The 22477-nt window shown below is 74.3% G+C and carries 7 protein-coding genes; 3 read left to right on the top strand and 4 right to left on the bottom strand.

Annotated elements, in window-relative coordinates:
* Window positions 1-81: 81 nt before the first annotated feature.
* Window positions 82-14115 (bottom strand): type I polyketide synthase, encoded by a 14034-nt coding sequence (locus OG562_RS42280; protein WP_266407595.1) that lies wholly within the window; start codon window positions 14113-14115, stop codon window positions 82-84.
* 91 nt (window positions 14116-14206) lie between these two features.
* Entirely contained in the window at window positions 14207-15967 is a 1761-nt protein-coding gene (locus OG562_RS42275) for a fatty acyl-AMP ligase (RefSeq protein ID WP_266407592.1), read from the bottom strand.
* 306 nt (window positions 15968-16273) lie between these two features.
* Here OG562_RS42275 and OG562_RS42270 point away from each other — a divergent pair, with 306 nt between their 5' ends.
* Together OG562_RS42270 and OG562_RS42265 are read left to right on the top strand one after the other, a co-directional pair.
* Window positions 16274-17368, top strand: a complete 1095-nt coding sequence (locus tag OG562_RS42270; RefSeq protein WP_266407589.1) for a chemotaxis protein — start codon at window positions 16274-16276, stop codon at window positions 17366-17368.
* 125 nt (window positions 17369-17493) lie between these two features.
* A complete protein-coding gene (locus OG562_RS42265; protein WP_266407586.1) occupies window positions 17494-18519 on the top strand; it encodes a Gfo/Idh/MocA family protein in 1026 nt (341 codons plus the stop codon).
* Between the two features lie 55 nt (window positions 18520-18574).
* On the opposite strand, the gene OG562_RS42260 is transcribed toward OG562_RS42265, so the two are convergent.
* The gene (locus tag OG562_RS42260) at window positions 18575-18988 is read right to left on the bottom strand and encodes an SsgA family sporulation/cell division regulator (RefSeq protein ID WP_266407583.1); all 414 of its coding nucleotides are present in this window, start codon (window positions 18986-18988) and stop codon (window positions 18575-18577) included.
* A gap of 396 nt (window positions 18989-19384) precedes the next feature.
* On the opposite strand from OG562_RS42260, the gene OG562_RS42255 reads away from it, so the two are divergent.
* Complete coding sequence (locus OG562_RS42255) at window positions 19385-20812, top strand: PP2C family protein-serine/threonine phosphatase (RefSeq protein ID WP_266407580.1); 1428 nt, start codon at window positions 19385-19387, stop codon at window positions 20810-20812.
* Window positions 20813-20854: 42 nt separating this feature from the next.
* On the opposite strand, the gene OG562_RS42250 is transcribed toward OG562_RS42255, so the two are convergent.
* The gene (locus tag OG562_RS42250) at window positions 20855-22357 is read right to left on the bottom strand and encodes a hypothetical protein (protein WP_266407578.1); all 1503 of its coding nucleotides are present in this window, start codon (window positions 22355-22357) and stop codon (window positions 20855-20857) included.
* Between the last annotated feature and the right edge of the window lie 120 nt (window positions 22358-22477).

Here is a 22477-nt window from a genome sequence, read left to right as displayed (position 1 = left end):
GTCCTTCATGTTCTTTCTCAGGGGTGGTTCTGCTGCTCGGGGTGGTTCTGCTGCTCGGGGTGGTTCTGCTGCTCAAGGTCGTTACCGCCGCCAGGACCGGAACGCCCGCAGGTGCTCCGGTGTGGCCACGGTCTCCAACCGCTCGTCCTCCGGGTCTCCCCCGCCGAGCGCGGCCACGATCCGGCGGGCCGGCGCGTTGCGCGGGGTGCGTTCCGCCGTCAACCGGACCTTTGTGCAGCCCAGTTCGTCGGCGCGGTCGGCCAGCCAGCCCAACAGGCGTTCCTCGACGCCTCGCCCCAGCGCGCGGCAGCTCATCAGCCAGGCCATGACGTCGAGTCGGTCGCCCTCGGCACGGACGGCGAGCAGGCCGATCTGGCCGTAGTCGCCGAACCGGTCACGGGCCGCCGCGGTCCACACCTCGCCCTGCTGTCGCCACCGGACGAGATCACCGCCGTCGGCCGACCGGGACCGGAGAGTGAACTGGTTCGTACGACGTACCAATTGCTCGGCCCGCCGCACACCACTCCCGTCCTGCCCCGGCCCCTCGTCCAGGGCCCGGATGTCCACGTCGAGTTCCAGCTGGGCCAGGAAGTCCTCGAAACCGGCCTCCTCGCGGACGGCGTCCCGCTCCCGCTCCTGGTCGTAGAAGCGGACCCGCAGCGCGTCCTCGGCCGTCGCCGCGGCGGGGACGAGGGGCCACAACCGGTCCAGGAACTCGGCGAGTTCGGCCTCCGGCGGGCAGGTCACCGCCAGTACCTCGGGCAGTGCGGCCCGCACCTTGGCGATCTCCGCAGGGTTGTCGTCCAGGAAGAGGAAGCTGTCCACGCCGAGATCGAGCGTGCGGGCCGCGTCGGCCAGCCGGACGGGCTTGGGCCCCCAGGCGGCGGACAGGACGCTGAAGTGCTCGGCCTTCAGCAGGCTGTCGGGCCGGTCGAGCACGGCCCGGACGGTCGCCTCGTCGTTGTTGCTGACGAGCGCCAGCAGCACCCCGGCCTCGCGCCACCGCAGCAGCCGGCGCGCGAGCAGTCTCCGGGGCCCGGACAGGTCCACGGCGTCGGGGCCGGTCTCTCCGGCCACCCCGCTCCACAGCGTCTCGTCGCCGTCGACGGCGATCACCTTGGGCGCGGGCCGCAGCACCGCCCGTACGACGTCGGCGAGGCTCAGCGCCACCGCCGCCTGGAAGGGCGGGGTGAAGGGGAGATGCGCGAGCCGCTCGGTGCGCTCGTCGAAGCGTTCGTCGACCGGGTGACGCCGGGTCCAGTCGTCGGCGAGCACCGCGATGCCGGGCAGACCGGTGAGGTCGGCGGCGATCTCGCGTTCCCAGCGGGCGAGGCGTTCGCCGTCGGGAGAGGACGAGCCGGGAGAGGACGGGTCGGGAGAGGACGGGTCGGGGGAGGACGGGTCGGGGGAGGACGGGTCGGGGGAGGACGGCAGGAAGGCGACGACCAGGGGCTTGCGGGTGCGCTCGGCGAGGGCCCGCAGGGCCGCCGGGTACTCCGTGCGCAGCTCGGCGAGGAGCGTGTCGTCGACGGGACCGAACCGTTCCAGGTCCTGGGCCCGCAGAAGCACCACGCCCACCGCCGCGGCGGGGTCGGCGAAGACGCCGGAGGGATCGCGCAGGGCGGCGAGCACCTGGTGGTACGGGGCTTCGGCGACCCCGAGACCGCCGTACGACCCGCGGTCCCGCAGAGTCCCGTCCCGCTCTGTCCCGTCCCGCAGAGCCGCCTCGCACATCAGCGGGAGGTTGCCGAGCGCGAAGGTGGCGGCGAGGGCGAGGGAGGCAGGGGGTGCGGGCTCCTCCTGAGGTGCAGCCGCCGCCCGGACCGGCACGGAAGCGTCTTCCGCCGCAGCCTCCAGCACCCGCAGGAACTCCTCGCCCAGCCCGGCCGTGTCCGTCGGGTCCAGGATGTCGAGGTTGTGGTCGAGCCGGATACGGCCCGCGTCCGGGGTCATCGTGATCATCAGGTCGAGGTCGGAGTACCCCGTGCCGGCCGGGAGCACCTCGAGCCGGTCGAGGCGGCCGCCGTAGCGGACGTAGTTGAAGTACACCTCGACCAGGGGTGCGGCGGGCCGGTGCAGGCCCTGTCGGGCGAGGGTCGCGAGGACGTCGGAGAACATCGCGCCCTTCGTCAGGAGCCGTTGCAGCCGGCCGTCGGTGCGGCGCAGCACCTCCGCCACCGGCTCGCTCGGCCGGGCCTGCGCCGGGAACGGCACCGGCACGCCGAAGAAGCCCACCGCGTCGAAGGCGTCGACGTGGATACGGGTGTCCACCGGTACGGCGAGCACGAACCGTTCCTTCTCCCGCTTGCGGGCCAGCAGGACGGTGAGCGCGCCGAGGCAGAAGGCGGCGGGCGTGACGGCGAGCTTGGCGGCGGCCGTCGTCACCCGGTCCATGAGCCCCTCGGGGAGGGACACGGTGACGCTGCCGGCCCGGTACGACCGCTCGGCGGGGCGTGGGCGGGAGAGGGTGAGGTCGAGACGCTCGCTGCCGTCGAAGGCCTCGCGCCACTCGGCGGTGGCGCCGGTGCTCTCCCCCGTCTGCTGGGCCTCGATGAGCAGGCGCACATCCCGGTTGGTGACGTCGGCGCCGAGTTCCGCGCCCGACAGTTCGGCGTCGATCTCGCCCGCGACGAGCAGCAGGGACTGCAGGTCGCTCACGGCATGGTGCGCGCCGAAGACCAGGATCTGTCCCCGCGGTCCGCCGTCCAGCAGCTCGAACCGCCACAGGGGCGCGGCCGCCAGGTCGAACTCCGGCTCCAGCAGCGCACGCAGCCGCTGAGGAGCGTCCAACTCCCCTGACACGGAGGTCCATCGGAGCAGCGGCTCCGCCGACTCCCTTTCCACCCGCAGCTGTCGCCCGTCCGCTCCGAGCACCACCGCTGTCCGCAGGGCCGCGTGGCGTGCGGCGAGGCGGGCGACGACGGCCGTGAGCGTCTCGTGGGCGGTCGGCTCGGTCAGGCGTACGGCGAGGCCCACGGCGTGGGCCGCCTGAGGCATGCCCGGCTGGGCGCTGCGCAGCAGGCGTACGACGTCCCGGGTCACCGGATGGAGCTCGGTCTCCGGGACGTCCTCCGCCGTGACCTCCCCCCTGAAGGCAGTGGCCGCCCGCTCTGGCAGGGCCGCGGCCAGGGTCCTCGCCAGGCCGCGGATGTCGGCGGCGGCGAACATCTCGGCGGTGGGCAGCTCGACGCCCAGTTCGCGGGCGAAGGCGTTGCGCAGCCGGACCAACATGAGGGAGTCCAGGCCGAGTTCCTTCAGGGCGGTGCTCGCGGAGGCGTCCACGATGCCGCCGGAGACCTCGCCGACACGGGCGCGGACGTAGGCCTCGAGCCAGGTGGCGCGGTCGTCGTCGGACTGCGCCGCGAACACCTTCTTCACCAGGCCGTCCGCGTCGCCCGTGCCCGTGGGAGCGGTGACGAGGTCGGCCAGGATCGGGCGGGCGCGCGCCGCGTCGGGGGCGAGGGCGAGCATCTCCCGGTCGAGGGCGAGAGGGGCGAGCTGGCGGCGGGAGGTGGCCAGCACCCGGTCGAACAGTTCGCCGCCCTCCTGCGGGGAGAACGCGACCAGTCCGGAGCGCCCGGTCTCCGCCGCCCGGGCGCCGGACTCGGCGACCATCCCGACGCCGGACCAGGCGCCCCAGTCGAGGCTGAGCGCCCGTCGGCCGGTGCGGGAGAGGTGGTGCGCCCAGGCGTCGAGGAAGGCGTTCGCCGCCGAGTAGGGACTCTGTCCGGCCGAGCCGAGCAGCCCGGCCGCCGACGCGAACAGCACCAACGTGCCTGCTTCCGGAGCCAGTTCGGTGAGCAGGGCGGTGCCCAGCACCTTGGGGGCGAGGACGCGCAGGACGCGCTCGTCGGTCAGGTTCGCCACGGTGGCGTCGTCGAGGACACCGGCCGCGTGCACGATCCCGGCGATCGGCCCGGCCTCCTGTCGTACGGCGTCCAGGGCCGCCGTGAGTCCGGCGCGGTCGGCGACGTCCGCGCGGGCGAGGTGCACGGTGACCCCGCGCTCCTCCAGGCCCCGGATCCAGTGCGCGGCCTCCGGTGCGGGCGTGCCCCGGCTCAGCAGGGCCAGGCGGCGGGCGCCGCGCCGGACCAGTCGCTCGGCGACGACCCGGCCAAGGCCGCCCAGACCGCCGGTGATCAGCTGGACGCCGACCGCGGTGATCCCGTCGCCGCCCTCCTCGTCGGGGCGGGTGCGGGTCAGCCGCGGGACGAGGCGGCCCGACTCCCTCAAGGCGACGAGCCGTTCGTCGTCGGCGTGCCGCAGCTGGGTCCACAGGGCGTCGGCCCCGCCGGTCGGCGGCAGGTCGACGAGGGTGACCGCCAACTCGGGGTGCTCCTGCGCCACAGCGAGGCCGAAGCCCCAGGCGAGCGCCTGCTGCGGATGCGCGACCTGCTCGCTGTCGCCGGCGGCCTGGGTGCCGCGGACGACGGTGAACAGGCGCGGTGCGCTGCCGCGCGGCCGGTCGGCGAGCGCGCGCACCAGGTGCAGCGTGCTCAGGCAGCCCAGCCGGGCCGCCTCCTGGGCCGTGCGGTCGTCCACGACGGACGGTGCGTCGAGGGCGGTCAGCTGCGCGATCAGGGCGGGCAGCGTGTCCGGGTAGGCCTCGTCGAGGAGGCGGCCCAGGTGTTGCGGGTCGGCGGGGTCGAGGACGTACCGGCCGGGGCCCTCGACGGCGAACTCCGCTCCCCGGCGGGCGACGACGTGGGGCGTGGCGGACGCGTCGAGGCGGGCGAGAAGGTCGGCGGCGGTTCCCGTGCCGTCGGCGAGGATCAGCCAGCCGCCCTCGGCCGGCTGCTGTCGAGCGGCCGGGCGGGGCTGCCAGCGGGTCTCGAACAGGGCGCCGTCCAGCGGGGAGAGCGCAGCGAGCCGGAACTCCTCGACGTCCAGAAGGAGTTGCCCGTCGGCGTCCCACAGGCGCAGGTCGAGGGTGGCGGTGTCCCCGCTCACGGAGCGCAGTGCGCAGCTCGCCCAGGCGGGTGTGGTGCGCCGCCCGGTGAAGCGGACCCGGCCGAACCCGGCGGGCACGAACGCCCGCCCCTCGGGCGCGTCGGCGGGCAGCGCGGCGGTGTGGAAGGCGGCGTCGAGGACGGCGGGGTGGAACAGATGTCCGGCGGCGGGCCGCTCCGCGAGCCGCCCGACCGCGAGAGTGTCCGAACGGCGGGCCGACTCCAGGGTGCGGAAGGCGGGGCCGTAGTCGATGCCGAGGGCGCCCAGTTGGGCGTAGACCGGTGCCAGTTCGACGCTCTCCGTGCAGCGCTCGCGCACAGCGTCCAAGCCCACGTCCAAGCCCAAGCCCACGTCCAAGTCCGCGTCCAAGTCCGCGTCCAAGTCCGCGTCCAAGTCCGCGTCCGCGACCACGTCCGCGACCACGTCCGCGTCCACGGTGTCCGGGCTCTCGGCGTCGGCGGGCCGTGGCCTCTCCGTCGCAACCACCCGCCCGCTGACATGACGCTCCCAGCGCCCGACACCGCCACCGCCACGGCTGCCCCCGCCGCCGACGGCCGCCGAGGAGACGACGAACTCCCGGGAGCCGCCTTCGGTGCTCCCCTCGTTCTCGGCCGGCCGCAGAACGAGTTGCAGCCGTACCGGCCGGTCCTCGGCGAGGCGCAGGGGCTGGACGAACTGCACGTCCGCCAGCCGCACTTCACCGCCGCCGCCGAGCGCTGCGGCGGCCTCCAGGGCCATGTCGAGGAAGGCGGCGCCGGGCAGCCAGACCTCGCCGGTGACCCGGTGGTCGGCGAGATAGGCGAAGCGGCGGTCGCGCAGGTCGAGGTCGCTCTGGAAGAGGTGCCGGTCGGGCTCGTCGCTGGCCTCGACATGGGTCCCGAGCAGCGGGGAGGAGCCGGCCGCGGTGGCCGGTGCGGGCGCCAGCCAGTGACGCTCGCGGTCGAAGGCGTACGTGGGCAGGTCGAGGCGGCGGCCCCGCGGGAACAGCGTCGCCCAGTCCGGTGCGTGCCCGGCCGCGTACAGTTCGCCGACCCGGCGCAGCAGGACGCCGTGTCCGTCCTGCCGACGGCGCAGCGAGCCGACGCCGACGGCGTCCACACCGGCCTCGGCGGCCACCGCCTCGACGGCGGCGGTGAGCGAGGGATGCGGGCTCAGCTCGACGAAGTAGCGGTACCCGTCGTCCAGCATGCGGGCGATCGTGTCCGCGAAGCGGACCGGCCGACGGAGGTTGGCGAACCAGTGGTCGGCGTCCAGGCGGTCGCCGGGCACGGGCTCGGCCAGGACGGTCGAGTACAGCGGGGTGGGCGTCCGCGTGCCGCTGACGGCGGAGAACCGGTCGAGCAGTTCCTCGCGCAGGGGCTCCATGAGCGGGCTGTGCGAGGCGAACGGCGTCGACAGCGGCCGTACGGTGACGCCCCGCTCCTCCAGCGCGCGGCGCAGCTCGGCCAGCGCCTCGGCCTCGCCCGAAACGGCCGTGGAGCCGGCGCTGTTGACCGCTCCGACGAACAGCCGACCCGCGTGGGGCAGGAGCAGTTCCTCGACCTCCGCGTGCGGGAGCTCCACGGCGATCATGCCGCCGTGTCCGACCAGCGGCACGACCGCGTGGGCCCGTCCGGTCACCACGGTCACGGCCTCGTCGAGGGTGAGGGCGCCCGCGCTGTACGCGGCGGCGATCTCGCCCAGGCTGTGTCCAACGACGGCGTCCGGGGTGACGCCGAGGGCGCGCCAGGCGGCGGCCAGCGACGCGTTGACGGCGAACAGCGCCGGCTGGAGGTACTCGGTGCGCTCCAGCGGGGAGAACTCCTCCGGTGCCCGCAGCACGTTGAGCACGGACCAGCCGACGTGCCGCTGGATCGCCTCGTCGATGCGGGTCAGCTCGGCGCGGAAGGCGGCCGAGTCGGGCGTCGAGTCCGCCGTCGACTCCAGCCCCATGCCGGGCCATTGGCCGCCGTGCCCGGCGAAGACGAAGGCCACCTTGCCGCTCTGCTCTTCGCGGGCCGCGGCCACGGGCGCCCGGCCCGACGCCAACGCGTCGAGGGCGGTGCGCAGTTCGTCCCGGCCGTCGGCCACGATCGCCGCGCGCCGCTCGAAGTGACTGCGGTGCCGGGCGAGGGTGTGAGCGAGGTCCGACAGGTCGGTGTCCCGGGTCAGGTGTGCGGCGAGCCGCGCCGCCTGTCCGCGCACGGCGGCCTCGCCGCGTCCCGAGAGCACGAACAGCCGCTCGCCCGACTGGACTTCGGGTTCCACAAGGGTTTCCGGGGCCTGACTTTCAAGGGCCGGGGTTTCGAGGGCCGGGGTCGCGAGGGCCGGGGCCTCCTCGACGATGACGTGCGCGTTGGTCCCGCTGATCCCGAAGGCGCTCACGCCGGCCCGCCGGATCCGCTCCCCGGTCGTCCGCCAAGGCCGCGCCTCCTGAAGCAGCGACAGCCCGCTGTCCGCCCAGTCGACGTGCCGGCTGGGCGTGTCGGCGTGCAGGGTGGCCGGGAGGGTCCCGTGCCGCAGGGACTGCACGACCTTGATGAGCCCGGCGACGCCCGAAGCGGCCTGGGCGTGGCCGATGTTGGACTTCAGCGAGCCCAGCCGGAGCGGCCGGTCCCGCGGTCGGTCGGCGCCGTACACCGCGGCCAGGGCGTTCGCCTCGATCGGGTCGCCGAGGGCGGTGCCGGTGCCGTGCGCCTCCACATAGTCGACGTCGTCGGGTGCGAGTCCGGACAGGTCGAGGGCCCGGCGCAGCACCTGCTCCTGCGCGGGGCCGTTGGGCGCGGACAGGCCCTGGCTGCGCCCGTCCTGGTTGACGGCGGTGCCGCGCAGCACGGCGAGCACCTCGTCGCCGTCGCGCCGCGCGTCGCTCAGCCGCTTCAGTACGAGCATCCCGGCGCCCTCGGCCCAGATCGCGCCGTCGGCGTCGTCGGAGAAGGAGCGGCAGCGGCCGCTGGCGGACAGGCCGCGCAGCCGGCTGAACTCCACGAAGGTCTGCGGGGTCACCATCAGCGTGACCCCGCCGGCGAGCGCGAGGTCGCACTCGCCCGACCTGAGGGCCTGGGCCGCGAGGTGGGTGGCGACCAGGGACGACGAGCAGGCCGTGTCGACCGTGAGGGCGGGCCCGTGCAGGCCGAGGGCGTAGGCGAGCCGTCCCGAGGCCACGCTGAGCGCGGAGCCGGTGCCGACGTATCCGTCGAGCTGGTCGAGGCGGGATCCGGCCAGGTAGTCGCTGCCGAACATGCCGACGTAGACGCCGGTCGTGCTGCCGGCGAGCGTGGCGGGCACGATGCCGGCGCGCTCCAGCGCCTCCCAGGCCGTCTCCAGCAGCAGCCGCTGCTGCGGGTCCATGGCGGCGGCCTCCTTCGGGGTGATGCCGAAGAAGCCGGCGTCGAAGGACTCGATGTCGTCGAGGAAGCCGCCGTCGCGGGCGTACGTCTTGCCCGGCGCGTCCGGGTCGGGGTCGTAGAGGGACGCCACGTCCCAGCGTCCGGCCGGGAAGGGGCCGACGGCGTCCCGGCCCTCCGCGACCAGCCGCCACAGGTCGTCGGGGTCGTCGACGCCGCCGGGCAGCCGGCAGGCCATCGCCACGATCGCGATCGGCTCGTCGGTCGCCGTGCCGATCCCGGCGGTGGTCGCCGTGGAGGTCGCGGCGCGGGCCGGTCGGGCACCGGCCGCCTGCCGTGCCGTGCGCCCGCCGAGCGCCGTGTCGAGCAGATGCCGGGCGAGCCGGGCGGGGGTGGGATGGTCGAAGAGGAGGGTGGCCGGGAGCTTGGCGTCGAGGCGGGCGGCGATGCGGTTGCGCAGTTCGACGGCCGTCACGGAGTCCATGCCGAGCTCGCGCAGCGGCCGGTCGGGGCGGACGGCGTCGGCCGAGCGCAGGCCGAGGGCGCGGGAGGCCTCCTCGCGGACCAGGGCGAGGATGCGGTCGGCGCGGTCGGCCTCGGGCAGCGCGGCCAGCCGGTCGGCGAGGCCGCCGCCCGGTCCGGCGGTGCGGGGTGCGGGCAGGAGCGAGCGCCACAGCGCCGCCCCTCCCACGGTCTCCCGGACGCGCGGCAGGTCGAGGGCCCAGGCGACCAGGTGGGGCGTACCGCGTCGCAGGGAGAGTTCGACCAGGTCGCGGCCCTGTTCGGGGGTGAGGGCGCGGTGGCCTTGTCGGGCCATGCGCGCCAGGTCGGCGTGCTCGGCGGCAAGGCCCTCGCCGGCCCAGGCGCCGAAGGAGACCGAGACGCCGGGCAGGCCCTGGGCACGCCGGTGGTGGGCGAGTTGGTCGAGGAAGGCGTTGGCGGCCGCGTAGTTGCCCTGGCCCGCGGCGCCGAGGACGCCGGCGGCCGAGGAGACCAGCAGGAACGTCTCCAACGGCAGCCCGGCGGTGAGCCGGTGCAGATGCACGGCCCCGTCGACCTTGGGCCGCAGCACTCGGGCGAGCCGTTCGGGGGTCAGCTCGGCGATCACCCCGTCGTCGAGGAGACCGGCGCAGTGCACGACCCCGCGCAGCGGCGCCGCGTCGCCCACGCGGGCGATGACATCGGCGACGGCGACCGGGTCCGTGACGTCACAGGCCGCCGCCTCCGCTTCGGCCCCGAGTGCGGCGAGTTCGGCGACGACCGCGGAGGCACGGGGATCGGCGGCCCCCTGACGGGAGGTCAACAACAGTCGGCGGACGCCTCGTTCGGCGAGCAGCCGCGCGATGTGCCGGCCCACGGCGCCCAGCCCGCCGGTGATCAGGACGGTGCCGTCGACGTACAGACCCCCGCTCTCCGCCGTACGGGCCCTGATCAGTCGCGGGGCGAGCAACTCGCCTGACCGGTAGGCGAGTTCGGGCTCGTCCGCGTGCGTGAGGGCGGCGGACACGACATCGGCGCAGTCGGGACTGGCGGAGTCGTCCGAACCCTCGACGTCCAGCAGGGTGAGTCCGAGGTCCGGGTGCTCGGCGCGGGCGCTGCGGGCCAGCCCCCACAGCACGGACTGGGCGAGGCCGGGCACGGCGTCCCCCTCGCCCGCCGCGATCGCGCCTCGGGTCACCCAGACGGTCCGGGCGGGCGCCTCGCCGGGCGCGAGGGCGACCAGCGTCCGCAGCTCGTCCAGGGCGACCGAGGCCAACTCCAGGGCCGTGGCCGCGGGTTCGGCGTCCGGTTCGGGCTGCGGCCAGAAGCGTACGACCGCTTCGGACCGCTCCCGCTCCCCCGACCCGACCGCTTCGGACCGCTCCCGCTCCCCCGACCCGACCGCTTCGGCCGCCGGGTCCACGGCCGTCCACGCGAGCTCGTACAGGTGCCGGGCGTTCGCCGATCCGCTGCTCAGGTCGGCCGGGGTCACGGCGCGCAGTCGTACGTCCTCCAGGCGGCCCGCCGGGAAGCCGTCGGCGGCCCACAGGGCGACGTCCAGGGTGAGGTCGGTCGCGGAGCCGCCGGTGCGGCGGACGGACGCGGTGAGGTCCGTGCCGCCGCCCTCCAGGGTGCAGCGGCCCACCGCCACGGGCAGCAGCACCCGGCCGTCGGACGGATCGAGCGCGGCGGCCACATGCAGCGCGGCGTCCAGCAGGGCCGGATGCACCGGGTAGGGGTCGGCGACGTCCCGGGCGGCGACCGGCAGCGACAGCCGGGCGAGCAGCTCGCCGTCCCCGGTGCGCACCGCCTCCCGTACGCCCCGGAAGGCGGGCCCGTAGCCGATGCCGACGTCGGTCAGGCGGTCGTACGACTCGGGCGTCCAGGCCGGGGTGGCGTCCTCGGGCCAGGCCGGGGGCCGGTCCGCCGGCGTCGGGGCGGAGGCGGCCGAGGAGGCGGTGGCGTGCAGGGTCCAGCCCGGGGCCTCCTGGCCGCGCGGGCGGCTGTGCACGGTGACCTCGGGGACGGGACCGTCGGCGACGACCTCGACGGAGACCTCGACCGTGCCCGTGGCGGGCAGCGTCAGGGGGGCGAGGAGGAGCAGGCCGGTGACGTCGGCGGGCTCGTCGGGGCGGGCCGCGGTCAGGGCGGCGCGGCAGAGTTCCAGCAGGGTCGTGCCCGAGACGACGGTCCGGCCGAAGACGGCGTGGTCGGGCAGCCAGTCGGCGGTGGCCGGGGACCATTCGCCCCGGAAGGTCCAGCGGGTCTCGTCCGCCGACTGCAACTGGATGCCGAGCAACGGGTGCGCTGCGCGGTCGAAGAGCCCGCCGGTCCCGGTCGCGCCCTCGGGTTCGATCCAGTGGCGCTGTGCGTCCCAGGCGTAGGTCGGCAGGTCGACCGGGACCGTGGTGGCCGTGTCCGGGACCAGTCGGCGCCAGTCGAGATGCCGTCCATGGACGTGGAGTTCGGCCGCCGCGCGGTCCAGACAGGCGGGCCCGTCGGCGTCGCGGCGCAGGGAGCCGACGGCGACGAGGTCTTCGTCGATGGTGTGCAGGGCGGTCAACAGGGAGGGATGCGGGCTGAGTTCGACGAAAAAGCGGTATCCGTCGGCCGCCATGCGCGCGGCGGTGGGCGCGAACTGGACGGGCTCGCGCAGGTTGGCGTACCAGTAGTCGGCCTCGAGGTCCTCGGTGACGGGTTCGCCGGTGACCGTGGAGTACCAGGTGACGGAGGTCGGGGAGGCGATGACGCCGTCGAGTTCGTCGAGGAGTTCGGTGCGGACGCGTTCGACCTGGGCGCTGTGGGAGGCGTAGTCGACCTCGAGGCGGCGCACGAAGACCTGTTCGCGCTCGAGCGTGTCGAGCAGGGCCTGGAGCGGCTCCGCCTCGCCGGCGATCACCGTGGCGCGGTCGCTGTTCACGGCGGCGACGCAGACCCGGCCGTCGAGGCCGGCGAGGCGGTCCTCGACCTCGGTGCGGGGCAGGGCGACGAGGGCCATCGCGCCCGTGCCGGACAGCGCCGTCAGGGCCTGGCCGCGCAGGGCCACGACGGCGGCCGCGTCGTTGAGGCTGAGGGCGCCGGCGACGCAGGCCGCGGCGACCTCGCCCTGGCTGTGTCCGATCACCGCGTCCGGGCGGACCCCGCGGGCCCGCCACACGGCGGCGAGGGACACGGTCACCGCGAAGAGCACGGGCTGGACGACGTCCACCCGGTCCAGGGAAGGGGCGTCGGCGTCGCCGCGCAGCACGGCCGCGACGGACCACTCGGTGAAGGGGCGCAGGGCGCCGTCGCAACGGTCGAGTTCGTCCGCGAACACCGGGTCGGCGGCGAGCAGGTCGCGGGCCATGCCGGCCCACTGCGCTCCCTGGCCGGGGAAGACGAAGGCCACCTTGCCGGACGCGGGCGTCCGCTCGGGCCCGACGGTGTGCTCGGCATCGGGCCGTCCCCCGGCCAACGCGCTGAGGGCGGCGAGGAGTTCGGCGCGGTCGGCGGCCTGGACGACGGTCCGGTGCGCGAAGTGGGTGCGGTGCCGGGCGAGGGTCGCGGCGACGGCGGGGAGGGACGACTCGGGCCGCTCGGCCAGACGCTCGGCGAGCCGCGCGGCCTGCCCGCGCAGGGCGGGGAGGCTGCGGGCGGAGAGCGGGAAGAGGGTCGGGCCGGGCAGCTCGCCCCCTGGGGAGACGGGCGGCTCGCCCCCTGGGGAGACGGGCGGCTCGCCTTCGTCGGAGCCGGGGGTCTGCCCCGAGACCAGGTCCTCGGGCGCCTCCTCCAGGACCACATGCGCGTTGGTCCCACTGATGCCGAACGCGCTCACGCCGGCCCGTCGTACCCGGTCGGCGCGGCGCGGCCACGGTTCGGCGGCGGTGGGCACACGCAGTCCGCTGCCGTCCCAGGCGATGTGCTCGGTCAGGGTGTGCGCGTGCAGGGACGCCGGGATGCGCTCGTGGGCGAGGGCGAGCACGGTCTTGATGACCCCGCCGATGCCGGCGGCGGCCTGGGTGTGTCCGATGTTCGACTTCACGGAGCCGACGACCAGCGGCCGGTCGGCGGGGCGGCCCGGCCCGAAGACGGCGGCGAGCGCGCCGCCCTCGATCGGGTCGCCGAGCCGGGTGCCGGTGCCGTGCGCCTCGACGTGGTCGATGTCGTCCGGCCGGAGCCCGGCGGCGTCCAGGGCGGCCCGCACCACCCGCTCCTGCGCGGGGCCGTTGGGGGCGCTGAGCCCCTGGCTGCGGCCGTCCTGGTTGAGCGCCGAGCCCCTGACGACGGCGAGGACCCGGTCGCCGTCCCGGCGGGCGTCGGCGAGCCGCTTGAGCAGCACCAGACCGCAGCCCTCGGCCCACACCACGCCGTCCGCGTCGGCGGAGAACGGGCTGCACCGCCCCGACGGCGACAGCCCGCGCAGCCGGCTGAACTCGACATGGCCGCGCGGGGTCACCAGCAGGGTCGCGCCGCCCGCCAGGGCGAGGTCGCACTCGCCTGCGGCGAGCGCCCGCGCCGCGAGATGCAGGGCGACCAGAGAGGAGGAGCAGGCGGTGTCGACGGTGACCGCGGGCCCCTGGAGGCCCAGGGTGTAGGCGATGCGTCCGGAGGCCACGCTGGAGGCGGAGCCGGTGCCGACGTGTCCGTCGAGCTGCCCGAGGGAGGCCGCGGCGAGGTATCCGCTGTCGTACAGGCCGACGTACACGCCCGTGTCGGTGCCGTTCAGCGTGTCCGGGACGATGCCGGCGCGTTCCAGGGTCTCCCAGGCGGTGTGCAACAGCAGGCGCTGCTGCGGGTCCATGGCGGCGGCCTCGCGCGGGGAGACGCCGAAGAAGGGCGCGTCGAAGCGGTCGATGCCGTCGAGGAAGCCGCCGCGCAGGGTGTAGGCCTTGCCCGTGGCGTCCGGGTCCGGGTCGAGCAGGCCGTGGGTGTCCCATCGGCCCGCCGGGACGTCGGAGACGACGTCCAGTCCGGCGTCCAGGAGCCGCCACAGCGCCTCGGGGTCGTCGGCTCCGCCGGGGAGGCGGCACGCCATGGAGACGATGGCGATGTCGTCGCCGGCCGGACGCTCCGGCTGCCGCGCGGGGGCGCGGTCGGCGGGCCGTTCCTCGAAGAGGGCGGCGGCGATCGCCGCGATCGTCGGGTGGTTGAAGACGAGGGACGGGTCCAGCGGGCGGCCGACCTGCTCGGCGAGTCCGTTGCCCAGGGTCACCAACTGGCGGGATCCCAGGCCGAATTCGGCGATCGGACGGTGTGGGTCGACGGCCGACGGGTCGAGGTCGGCCGTCTCGGCCACGGCCGAGGCCAGCCAGGCGCGCACGCCCTCGACGGTCGTCACGGACGGCTCGGAGGTCTGGTGAGGGGACGCGTTCGCAGGCATCTGTCAGGGAGTCCTCGGAAGAGAAGAACAGAGGAAGAAGGCGGCGGGCGGCGCCGCCGGTCCCGAACGAGGGGACCGGCGGCGGCCGTTGTCATCCGCCGACGGCCGCGCCGACCACGCGGAGGGCGCCGTCGAGGTAGGCCGCGCGGGAGGCGTGGCGCTGGATCTTGCCGCTGGAGGTCTTGGGGATGGTGCCGGGGTCGACCAGGACGACGTCGTGCACGGACAGTCCGTGCGCCTCGCCGATCGCGGCCCGGATCAGGTCCGTGACCTGCTCGGCCTCGCCGACCGCGTCGGGGGCCAACTCGGCGACCAGCACCGGCTGTTCGCCCTCCACCCCGCTGTCGACGCAGAACGCGGCGGTGCAGCCGGGCCGCAGTGCGGGGTGGGCCGTCTCGGCGGACAGTTCGAGGTCCTGCGGGTAGTGGTTGCGTCCGTCGACGACCATCAGGTCCTTCAGCCGGCCGGTGACGAACAGCTCGCCGTCGCGCAGGAATCCGAGGTCGCCGGTGCGCAGGAAGCGTCCCTCGTGGCCGGGGAGGGTGGCGCGGAAGTGCTCGCGGGTGGCGAGGGCGTTGCGCCAGTAGCCCCGGGCGACGCTCGCGCCCTGGACCCAGATCTCGCCGACCTCGCCCTCGGGCCGCTCGCGGCGGAGTTCGGGGTCGGCTATGACGAGGGTGACGCCGTCGGCGGGTCGCCCGCAGCCGACGGCGGCCACGTCCTCGTTCCGGCCGCCGTGTCCCTCCGCGTTCCCGCCCCTGTCCACCTCCCCGTTCCCGTGCCCGTTCCCGCCGTGCAGGACCGGTGGTGCGCCCACCGTGCCGCCGGTGACCAGGAGGGTGGCCTCGGCCAGCCCGTAGCAGGGGTAGAGGGCTTCGCGGCGGAAGCCGGCGGGGGCGAAGGTCTCGGCGAACCGGCGCAGGGTGGCGGCGCGCACCGGTTCGGCGCCGTTGAAGGCGACCTTCCACGAGCCGAGGTCGAGGCCGTCGAGGAGTTCGGGGGTGGCGTGCTTGAGGGCGAGTTCGTAGGCGAAGTTGGGGCCGCCGCTGGTGTGCGGGCGGTAGCGGCTGATCGCGGTGAGCCAGCGGTCGGGCCGCTGGAGGAAGTGCAGCGGGGAGAACAGGGTGGCGGTGACGCCGAGGTACACCGTGTTCAGGACCGGCCCGATGAGGCCCATGTCGTGGTACACGGGCAGCCAGCTGACGAACATCTCGCCGTCGTGGGCGGCGATGACGTCCGGGGTGTGCCCCATGCGTGCGGCGATGATCCGCTCGTTGTCCGTCAGGTTGCCGTGGGTGACGACGACGCCGCGCGGGGCGGAGGTGGAGCCCGAGGTGTACTGGAGGAAGGCGACCGAGTCGTCGGCGAGGTCCGGCTCGCGCCAGGACGCGGCCGCCTCGTCGGGTATGTCCTCCGTGACCACGCAGGTGATCTCGTCGAGTTCGGGCAGGTGCTCGGCCGTCTCGCCGAGGGCGGCGATCACTTCGCGGCCGCCGAGGATCACCTTGGCGTCCGCGTCGGCGATCAGGCGCTTCATCCGGGTCAGCGCCCGGTGGTTGTGCGAGCGGCCCTGCGGGGGCACGCCGGGCACGGCGACGACTCCGGCCGCGAGGCAGCCGAGGTAGCCGCAGACGAACTCCAGGCCCGGCGGGTAGAGCAGCATCGCCCGGGAGCCGGCGAGGCCGCGTTCCTGGAGCCAGGCGGCGACGGCCCGGGAACGGACGGCCAGGCGGGCGTAGGAGATCTCCTGGATCTCGCCGTCACAGTCCCCCGTGGCGAGATAGCGGTAGGCGGTTCGGTCGGGCTGGTGCGTCGCGTGCATGGTCAGCAGATCGACCAGGGAACGAGCCATAGGAACGAGTCTCACCTGTCTGGATGCGGAGGCGAGGGGAACTGGAGTTCGATATTCAACCAACACGTCCGGCCGAACCCCGGGACGGTCGGCCACCGGGCCCTTCCCCCCACACGGCTTGCCGCCGGCCCAGCTTGCTACCGACGAGTAACAACATAGCAGCCGATCCGCGCAAAAGGTCGAGCGCGAGTAAACCCTATGTATCCAAATGGAGTTGAACCGACGACACGACGCCGTCGACCGACTGTCGACCTTGCCCCGCTCGCACCAAATGCCCGAAGGGTGAATCAGGCCTATCGTGCTGCTATGGAGCACGCACTCAGCCAGGCGACCCTCTCCGAACTACGCCGACCGCGCCCCTACCCCGCGGTGTCCGTGCTGACGCCGACGCACCGCCGCGAACCCGAGAACACCCAGGACCGGGTCCGGCTGCGCAACGTCGTGGCCGAGGCGAAGAAACAGCTGGAGTCCGATCCGGCGGTCACCCGCGAACGGCGCGCCGACGTCGCCGCCCAACTCGACCGGGCCCTGGCCGAGGTGGACCTGGCGCACACCGAGGACGGCCTGGCGATCTTCGCCGCGCCGGGCGAGCACCAGGTGTGGTCGCTGGCCCGCCCGGTGCCGGAGCGGGTCGTGCTCTCGGACACCTTCCTCACCCGCAACCTCGTCTCCGCGCAGGCCGCCGAGCGGCCGTTCTGGGTGCTGTCGGTCTCCGCCGACCACGTCACCCTGTGGAACGGCGGCGCGGACCGGGTCGCCGAGAGGCGCACCGGCGGCTTCCCGATGACCCTGAGCCGGGAGAACTTCGACGCCGAGCGCCAGGAACGCGTCGGCGACCAGCCCAGCACCTTCCGCGACGAGGACACCCGCCACTTCCTGCGCGAGGCCGACACCGCGATGGGCCGACTGCTGCGCGAGGACCCGCGGCCGCTGTACGTCACCGGCGAGCAGGCCGCCCTGTCCCTGCTGGACGAGTTCGGCGGGGTCACCCGGGACGCGGTGCACGTCCCGCACGGCGGTCTCACCCACGCCGCCCCCGACGCCGTCTGGCAGGCGATGCTCCCGCTGCTGGACGCGCAGGCCCGCCGGGACACCACGGCCGTGAGGCGGGAACTCGACTCCGCCCGCGGACACCGGGTGTTCGCGGCCGGCGTCGACGAGCTCTGGCAGAGCGCCCGGGAGGGCCGGGTCCGGCTGCTGGCCGTCGAGGAGAACTACCGCACCACCGTGCGCGACGACGGCGACCACCTCGTCCCGGCCGCGAGCGGCGACCTCGACGCCCGCGACGACATCGTGGACGAGATCGTCGAGCAGTGCCTGGAGACGGGGGCCGACGTGCGCTTCGTCCCGGACGGCTCGCTGGGCGACGCGGAACGGATCGCGGGCGTGCTGCGGTACTGACCCCGCCCGCCGTCAGGGGCTCCGACCGTCAGGGACCCCCGACCGTCAAGGGCTCCCGCCCTCGGCTGCTTCCGCCCACCGGCGTACGCTTCGGCGTGATCGTCGGCGTGGAGGGAGAGACGCACGTGGGTGACCTGCTGGGCGTGGCCGTACTGGGCGCCGGACACATGGGCGCCGATCACGTCCGCCGCCTCGATCGCGTGGTGAACGGAGCGAGAGTCGCCGCCGTGGCCGACCTCGACGCGACCCGCGCGAAGGACGCCGCCGCCGGGATCGAGGACGTGCGCATCCACACGGAGGCGGCGGCCGCGCTGGACGCCCCCGGCGTCGAGGCCGTCCTGATCGCCTCCCCCGGCCCCGCGCACGAGGAGGCGCTGCTCGCGGCCTTCGCGCGCGGACTCCCGGTGCTCTGCGAGAAGCCGATGGCGCCGGACTCCGCCGGGGCGCTGCGCGTGGTCGAGGCCGAGGCCCGGCTGGGCAGGCGGCTGGCGCAGATCGGGTTCATGCGGCGCTACGATGCCGAGTACCGTCGGCTCAAGGCTCTGCTGGACGAAGGACGGTTGGGCCGACCCCTGATGCTCCACTGCACGCACCGCAACGTCTCCTCGCCGCCGGACTTCACCAGCGCGATGCTGATCGACAGCTCGGTGTCGCACGAGATCGACGCGGCCCGCTGGCTGCTCGGCCAGGAGCTGACCGCGGTCACCGTGCTGCGGCCGCGCCCCTCCTCAGGCGCGCCGCAGGGCCTGCTCGACCCGCAGTTCGTGGTCTTCGAGACCGACGGGGGCGCCCTGGTCGACGTGGAGGTCTTCGTCAACTGCGGCTTCGGCTACCAGGTGCGCTGCGAGGCCGTGTGCGAGTCGGGCAGCGCGCGCATCGGCGACGACCACGGCATGCTCGTGAGCGCGCGGGGCACGGCCGGCGCGGAGGTCCCCCAGGACTACCTGGTCCGGTTCGCGGACGCCTACGACCGCGAGGTGCAGGCCTGGGTCGACGCCACCCGCCGGGGCCGGGTCACCGGCCCGACCGCGTGGGACGGCTACGCGGCCTCCGTCGTCGCCGAGGCCGGCGTGCGGGCACTGGAGTCCGGCGCGCGCGTCGCCGTCGAACTCGCCCCGCGGCCCGACCTGTTCGCCGCAGACGGCGACTGACCCCGGGCGTACCGGGGCAGGGCGCACCGCAACCGGGGCACTGCGACCGCGCGCCTCAGACGTTGCCGAGCAGCGCCTGCAGCCCCTTGTCGACGGCGGCGCCGACGTCCTCCTGCCCGGACGCGACCACGGCGTAGCTGCGCAGCAGGAACCGGCGCAGGGCGGGGGTGTCGAACTGGAGCAGGGCCAGCCCGAGCGGCGAGTGGAACTCGATCACCGTACGGGCCCGGCCGCAGGGCCAGATGTGCACGTCACCGCTGCCGGCCGGGCCGCCCACCCCCTCCTCCAGCAGGGCGCGGGCGAACGTCCAGGTCACCGCCTCGCCCGCGAGGGAGACCTCCGGCGGGAAGTCGAGGTGCACGGCGAACGGGTCGACGGACGCGTAGCGAAGCGTTGCCGGGACGGGCAGCTCCTGGTCCTCCGCCATGATCAGGCGGGCGCGGACGGGCTGTTCGAGAGTGATGTCCATGGTCGGTCTCCGCTGCGGTGAGAGGTCGGCCGTTTTCGGCGTGGTGCTTGTACGACCTCGCAGGGGCCCTTTGCATTACGCCAAACCGGGAACGAATTCCTGTGACCTGCGTCACGATGCCCGATCGCGGGAACAGAATGTCGTCGAACACGCGACTGACAGTCACCTCAGCCCCCTCCCCAGTCCCCCAAGTCACGTACGTCACCTACGACTTGATCCTCCGATCGACGTACGGTCACCAGCCCCGCGACCCCGCCGTGAAGACTGTGGCATATGCCAGAAGCACCACCGGATCGTGTGTTGCCAAATCCCTTACACGGCGTCGCGGGCTGTGCAACAGTCGTAACGCCCCTGCCGTCAGCCCTAGTCGCCATCGTTCCCGCATCGGAGTGCGTCATGCCGTCCCATCTCTCCGCGGACCGCTCGGCCGCCCAGCCGCCCGGGCGCGGCTCGGTCGACGAGCTGATCACGCGGACGCGACGGCTCAAGGGCGACGTGGACGCCGTACGACGGGACACGCAGGGGGACGCGGCGGACCCGCAGGGGCGCTGGCAGCGCGCGCTCTACGAGTTGGCGCTGCATCAACTCAACGACCTCGGCTCCCACTTGACCCAGTTGCGGGACGGCCCGCCGCCGGCGCCCTCCGCGCAGGCCCCCGCCCGGCCCGCCGCCGCGCCCCCTCCCCGGCGCGGCTCGCTGCTCAGCCGCGTCGGCAGCGCGGAGTGGAACCTGCTGACGGACGAGGCCGTGTGGTCCGACGAGTTGTACGGGATCCTCGGCCGCAACCCGGCCGCTCCCCCGCTGACCCTCGACGAGCTGCCGTCGGTCGTCCTCGACGAGGACCGGCCGAAGCTGACGGCGATGGTCACCGACTGCCTCGTCGACGCCCGGCCCATCGACGGGGAGTTCCGCGTCGTCCGCCCGGACGGCGAGGTGCGGACCGTGCACATGATGGGCGAGCCCGTGCTCGCCTCCGACGGCACCACCGCCACGATGTGGGCCGTGCTGCGAGACGTCAGCGAAGTGCGCCGCAGCCAGCGGGAGGTGCGCGAGACCCGTGACTCGCTACAGCGTCACCGGCACCGGGCGCAGACCGAGCACCGGCTCGCGGTCGAGCTGCAGGAAGCCGTACTGCCACCCGGGCGCGGCTCCCTTCGCCTCCCCCGCCAGGGCCCCCGCTCCCTCGACCTCGCCGCCCGCTATCTGCCCGCCCGGGCGAGCTCCCTGATCGGCGGCGACTGGTACGACGCACTCGAACTCCCCGACGGACAGACGCTGTTGAGCGTCGGCGACCTCACCGGGCACGGCCCGACCGTCACCACGAACATGGCGATGATGCTGGGCGCCCTGCGCGGCATGGCCATGGCGGGCGCCCAGCCCGCCCAGCTGATGGCCTGGCTGAACCAGTTACTCGACGCTACCGATCAACCGGCCCTGGGCAGCTCGGTCTGCTGCCGCTACCGGCCCGACACCCGCACCCTGACCTGGGCGCAGGCCGGACACCCCGCCCCGCTGCTGTTCCGCGACGGGACGGGACTCCGGCTGGACGCACCCGACGGCGTCCTCCTCGGAGCCACCGCCCGCGCCGCCTACGGACAGGCCGAGGAGTCCCTCGAAGAAGGCGACCTGCTCCTGCTGCACACCGACGGACTGACGCCCGGGCACGGCGACGACGCCGAGAGAGAGCGCCGTCTCCTCGACCTCGCCCCCCGCTTCCACGAGGCGCGCACCGCACAGGACTGTGTACGGGCGGTCGTGGAGGAGTTCGGCGAGGCCGATCGCGAGGACGACGCCTGTGTGCTCGTCGCCCGGGTGACCCCGTAGCGACTCCGGAATCCGCTGTCACCTTCCCGTGCCCCCGTGCCCCTACGCCTGGGCGCTGTTGCCGCTCCGGCCCCCCTTCGGCTTGGGCAGCGCCTGGCGGATCTCCTCGCGCAGCTCGCTGATCCTCGGGTAGCCCGCGTACTCCGCGGTGAGCCGGTACATCTGGCGCAGCCGGTCCCAGGTGCGGCGGGAGGAGTTCGACCCCATCGACATCAGGGCCAACCGGGCGTAACGGTCGGCCTGTTCGGGGTCGTCCGCGATGAAGCAGGCGGAGGCCATGGAGAGATGGTCGAAGATCTTCGACCGCTCCCGTCCGTCGACGCGCAGCGCCAGGGCCTTCTCCGCGTAGTGCTGGGCGTGCACGGCCGCCTGGGGATCGAACTCGGCCAGCGTGCGGTAGGCCAGGGCCTGCATGCCGTACAGGTCCTCGTCCTTGAAGGTCTGCATCCAGGACGGCGGCTTCACGTCGCCCCGGTCGGAGACGAAGAGGTCCTCCGCCTGACCGAGGGTGCGGCGCATGGCCTGGCCCTTGCCCATCGACGCCTGCGCCCAGGCCTCGACGGTGTGGAACATGGCCCGGGTGCGGGGCAGCACCTCGCCGCCGGAGCCGGACTGGGCGAGTTTCATCAGGTCGAGGGCGTCGTCGGGACGGCCGAGGTGCACCATCTGACGGGCCGCCCGGGAGAGCGCCTCGCCGGCCCGCGGCCGGTCACCGCCCTCCCGGGCGGCATGGGCGGCGATGACGAAGTACTTCTGGGCCGTGGGCTCCAGGCCGACGTCGTGCGACATCCAGCCGGCGAGGACGGCGAGGTTGGCGGCGACGCCCCACAGGCGCCGCTGGAGGTGGGTGGGGTGATGGTAGGCGAGCATGCCGCCCACTTCGTTGAGCTGCCCCACGACGGCCTTGCGTTGCAGCCCGCCCCCGCGGGCCGCGTCCCAGGCACGGAACACCTCGACCGAGCGCTCCAGTTCGTCGACCTCCTCCGTTCCGATGGGAGCGGCCTCATAGCGGTCGAACCCAGCGGGGTCGGCATGGTGGAGGAGAGGATGGTCGATGACGGGAGCGTCGGCGGAGAGGGTCGGATCGGTGTGCAGCCACTCGTACATGGCGCTGCTGAGTGCGGAGCCCGCCGTGAGCGCGACACCCGCGCCCACCAAGCCGCGTCGGTTGAGCATGAGGTCCATTCCCGTGAATTCGGTGAGGACCGCAGCCGTCCGTTCGGGCGCCCATGGCATGCCGTCGGGATGTTCAGCACTCCCGCCGCCGGGCCGTTTCCCGGGACGCCCGTGCCGGACCAGACCGAGGTCCTCTATGGTCACGACACGGCCGAGACGCTCGGTGAACAGGGCCGCCAGCACCCGAGGCACCGGATCGCGCGGGATCTCTCCCGTGTCGATCCACCGCCGCACCCTGGAGGTGTCGGTCGACAGCTGGGGGTGGCCCATGGCCGCCGCCTGCCGGTTGACCAGCCTCGCGAGTTCACCCTTGGACCAGCCGGCCAGGCCGAACAGGTCCGCAAGGCGGGTGTTGGGTTGTCCGCTCACGTCAAGCCCCCAGGTTCTCGGCTGAGTTGACAGTAGCCCCGGGACAGTTGCCGGGCGACTATTCGCCAGGGTTCGCCAGGGTGCGCCAGATGGTGTGCCAGTGGCCGACGGGTGTCAGGT

This window comes from Streptomyces sp. NBC_01275, assembly GCF_026340655.1.
Classification (GTDB): domain Bacteria; phylum Actinomycetota; class Actinomycetes; order Streptomycetales; family Streptomycetaceae; genus Streptomyces.
Note: the sequence above shows the minus strand (reverse complement) of the source record. Positions and strands in the feature narration are given on the sequence as shown.

Excerpts from the sequence above, each read along its gene's own strand:
- OG562_RS42275 (WP_266407592.1), bottom strand. The coding sequence starts at position 15,967 with ATGGCTCGTTCCCTGGTCGATCTGCTGACCATGCACGCGACGCACCAG.
- OG562_RS42280 (WP_266407595.1), bottom strand. The coding sequence starts at position 14,115 with ATGCCTGCGAACGCGTCCCCTCACCAGACCTCCGAGCCGTCCGTGACG.
- OG562_RS42260 (WP_266407583.1), bottom strand. The coding sequence starts at position 18,988 with ATGGACATCACTCTCGAACAGCCCGTCCGCGCCCGCCTGATCATGGCG.
- OG562_RS42270 (WP_266407589.1), top strand. The coding sequence starts at position 16,274 with ATGGAGCACGCACTCAGCCAGGCGACCCTCTCCGAACTACGCCGACCG.
- OG562_RS42255 (WP_266407580.1), top strand. The coding sequence starts at position 19,385 with ATGCCGTCCCATCTCTCCGCGGACCGCTCGGCCGCCCAGCCGCCCGGG.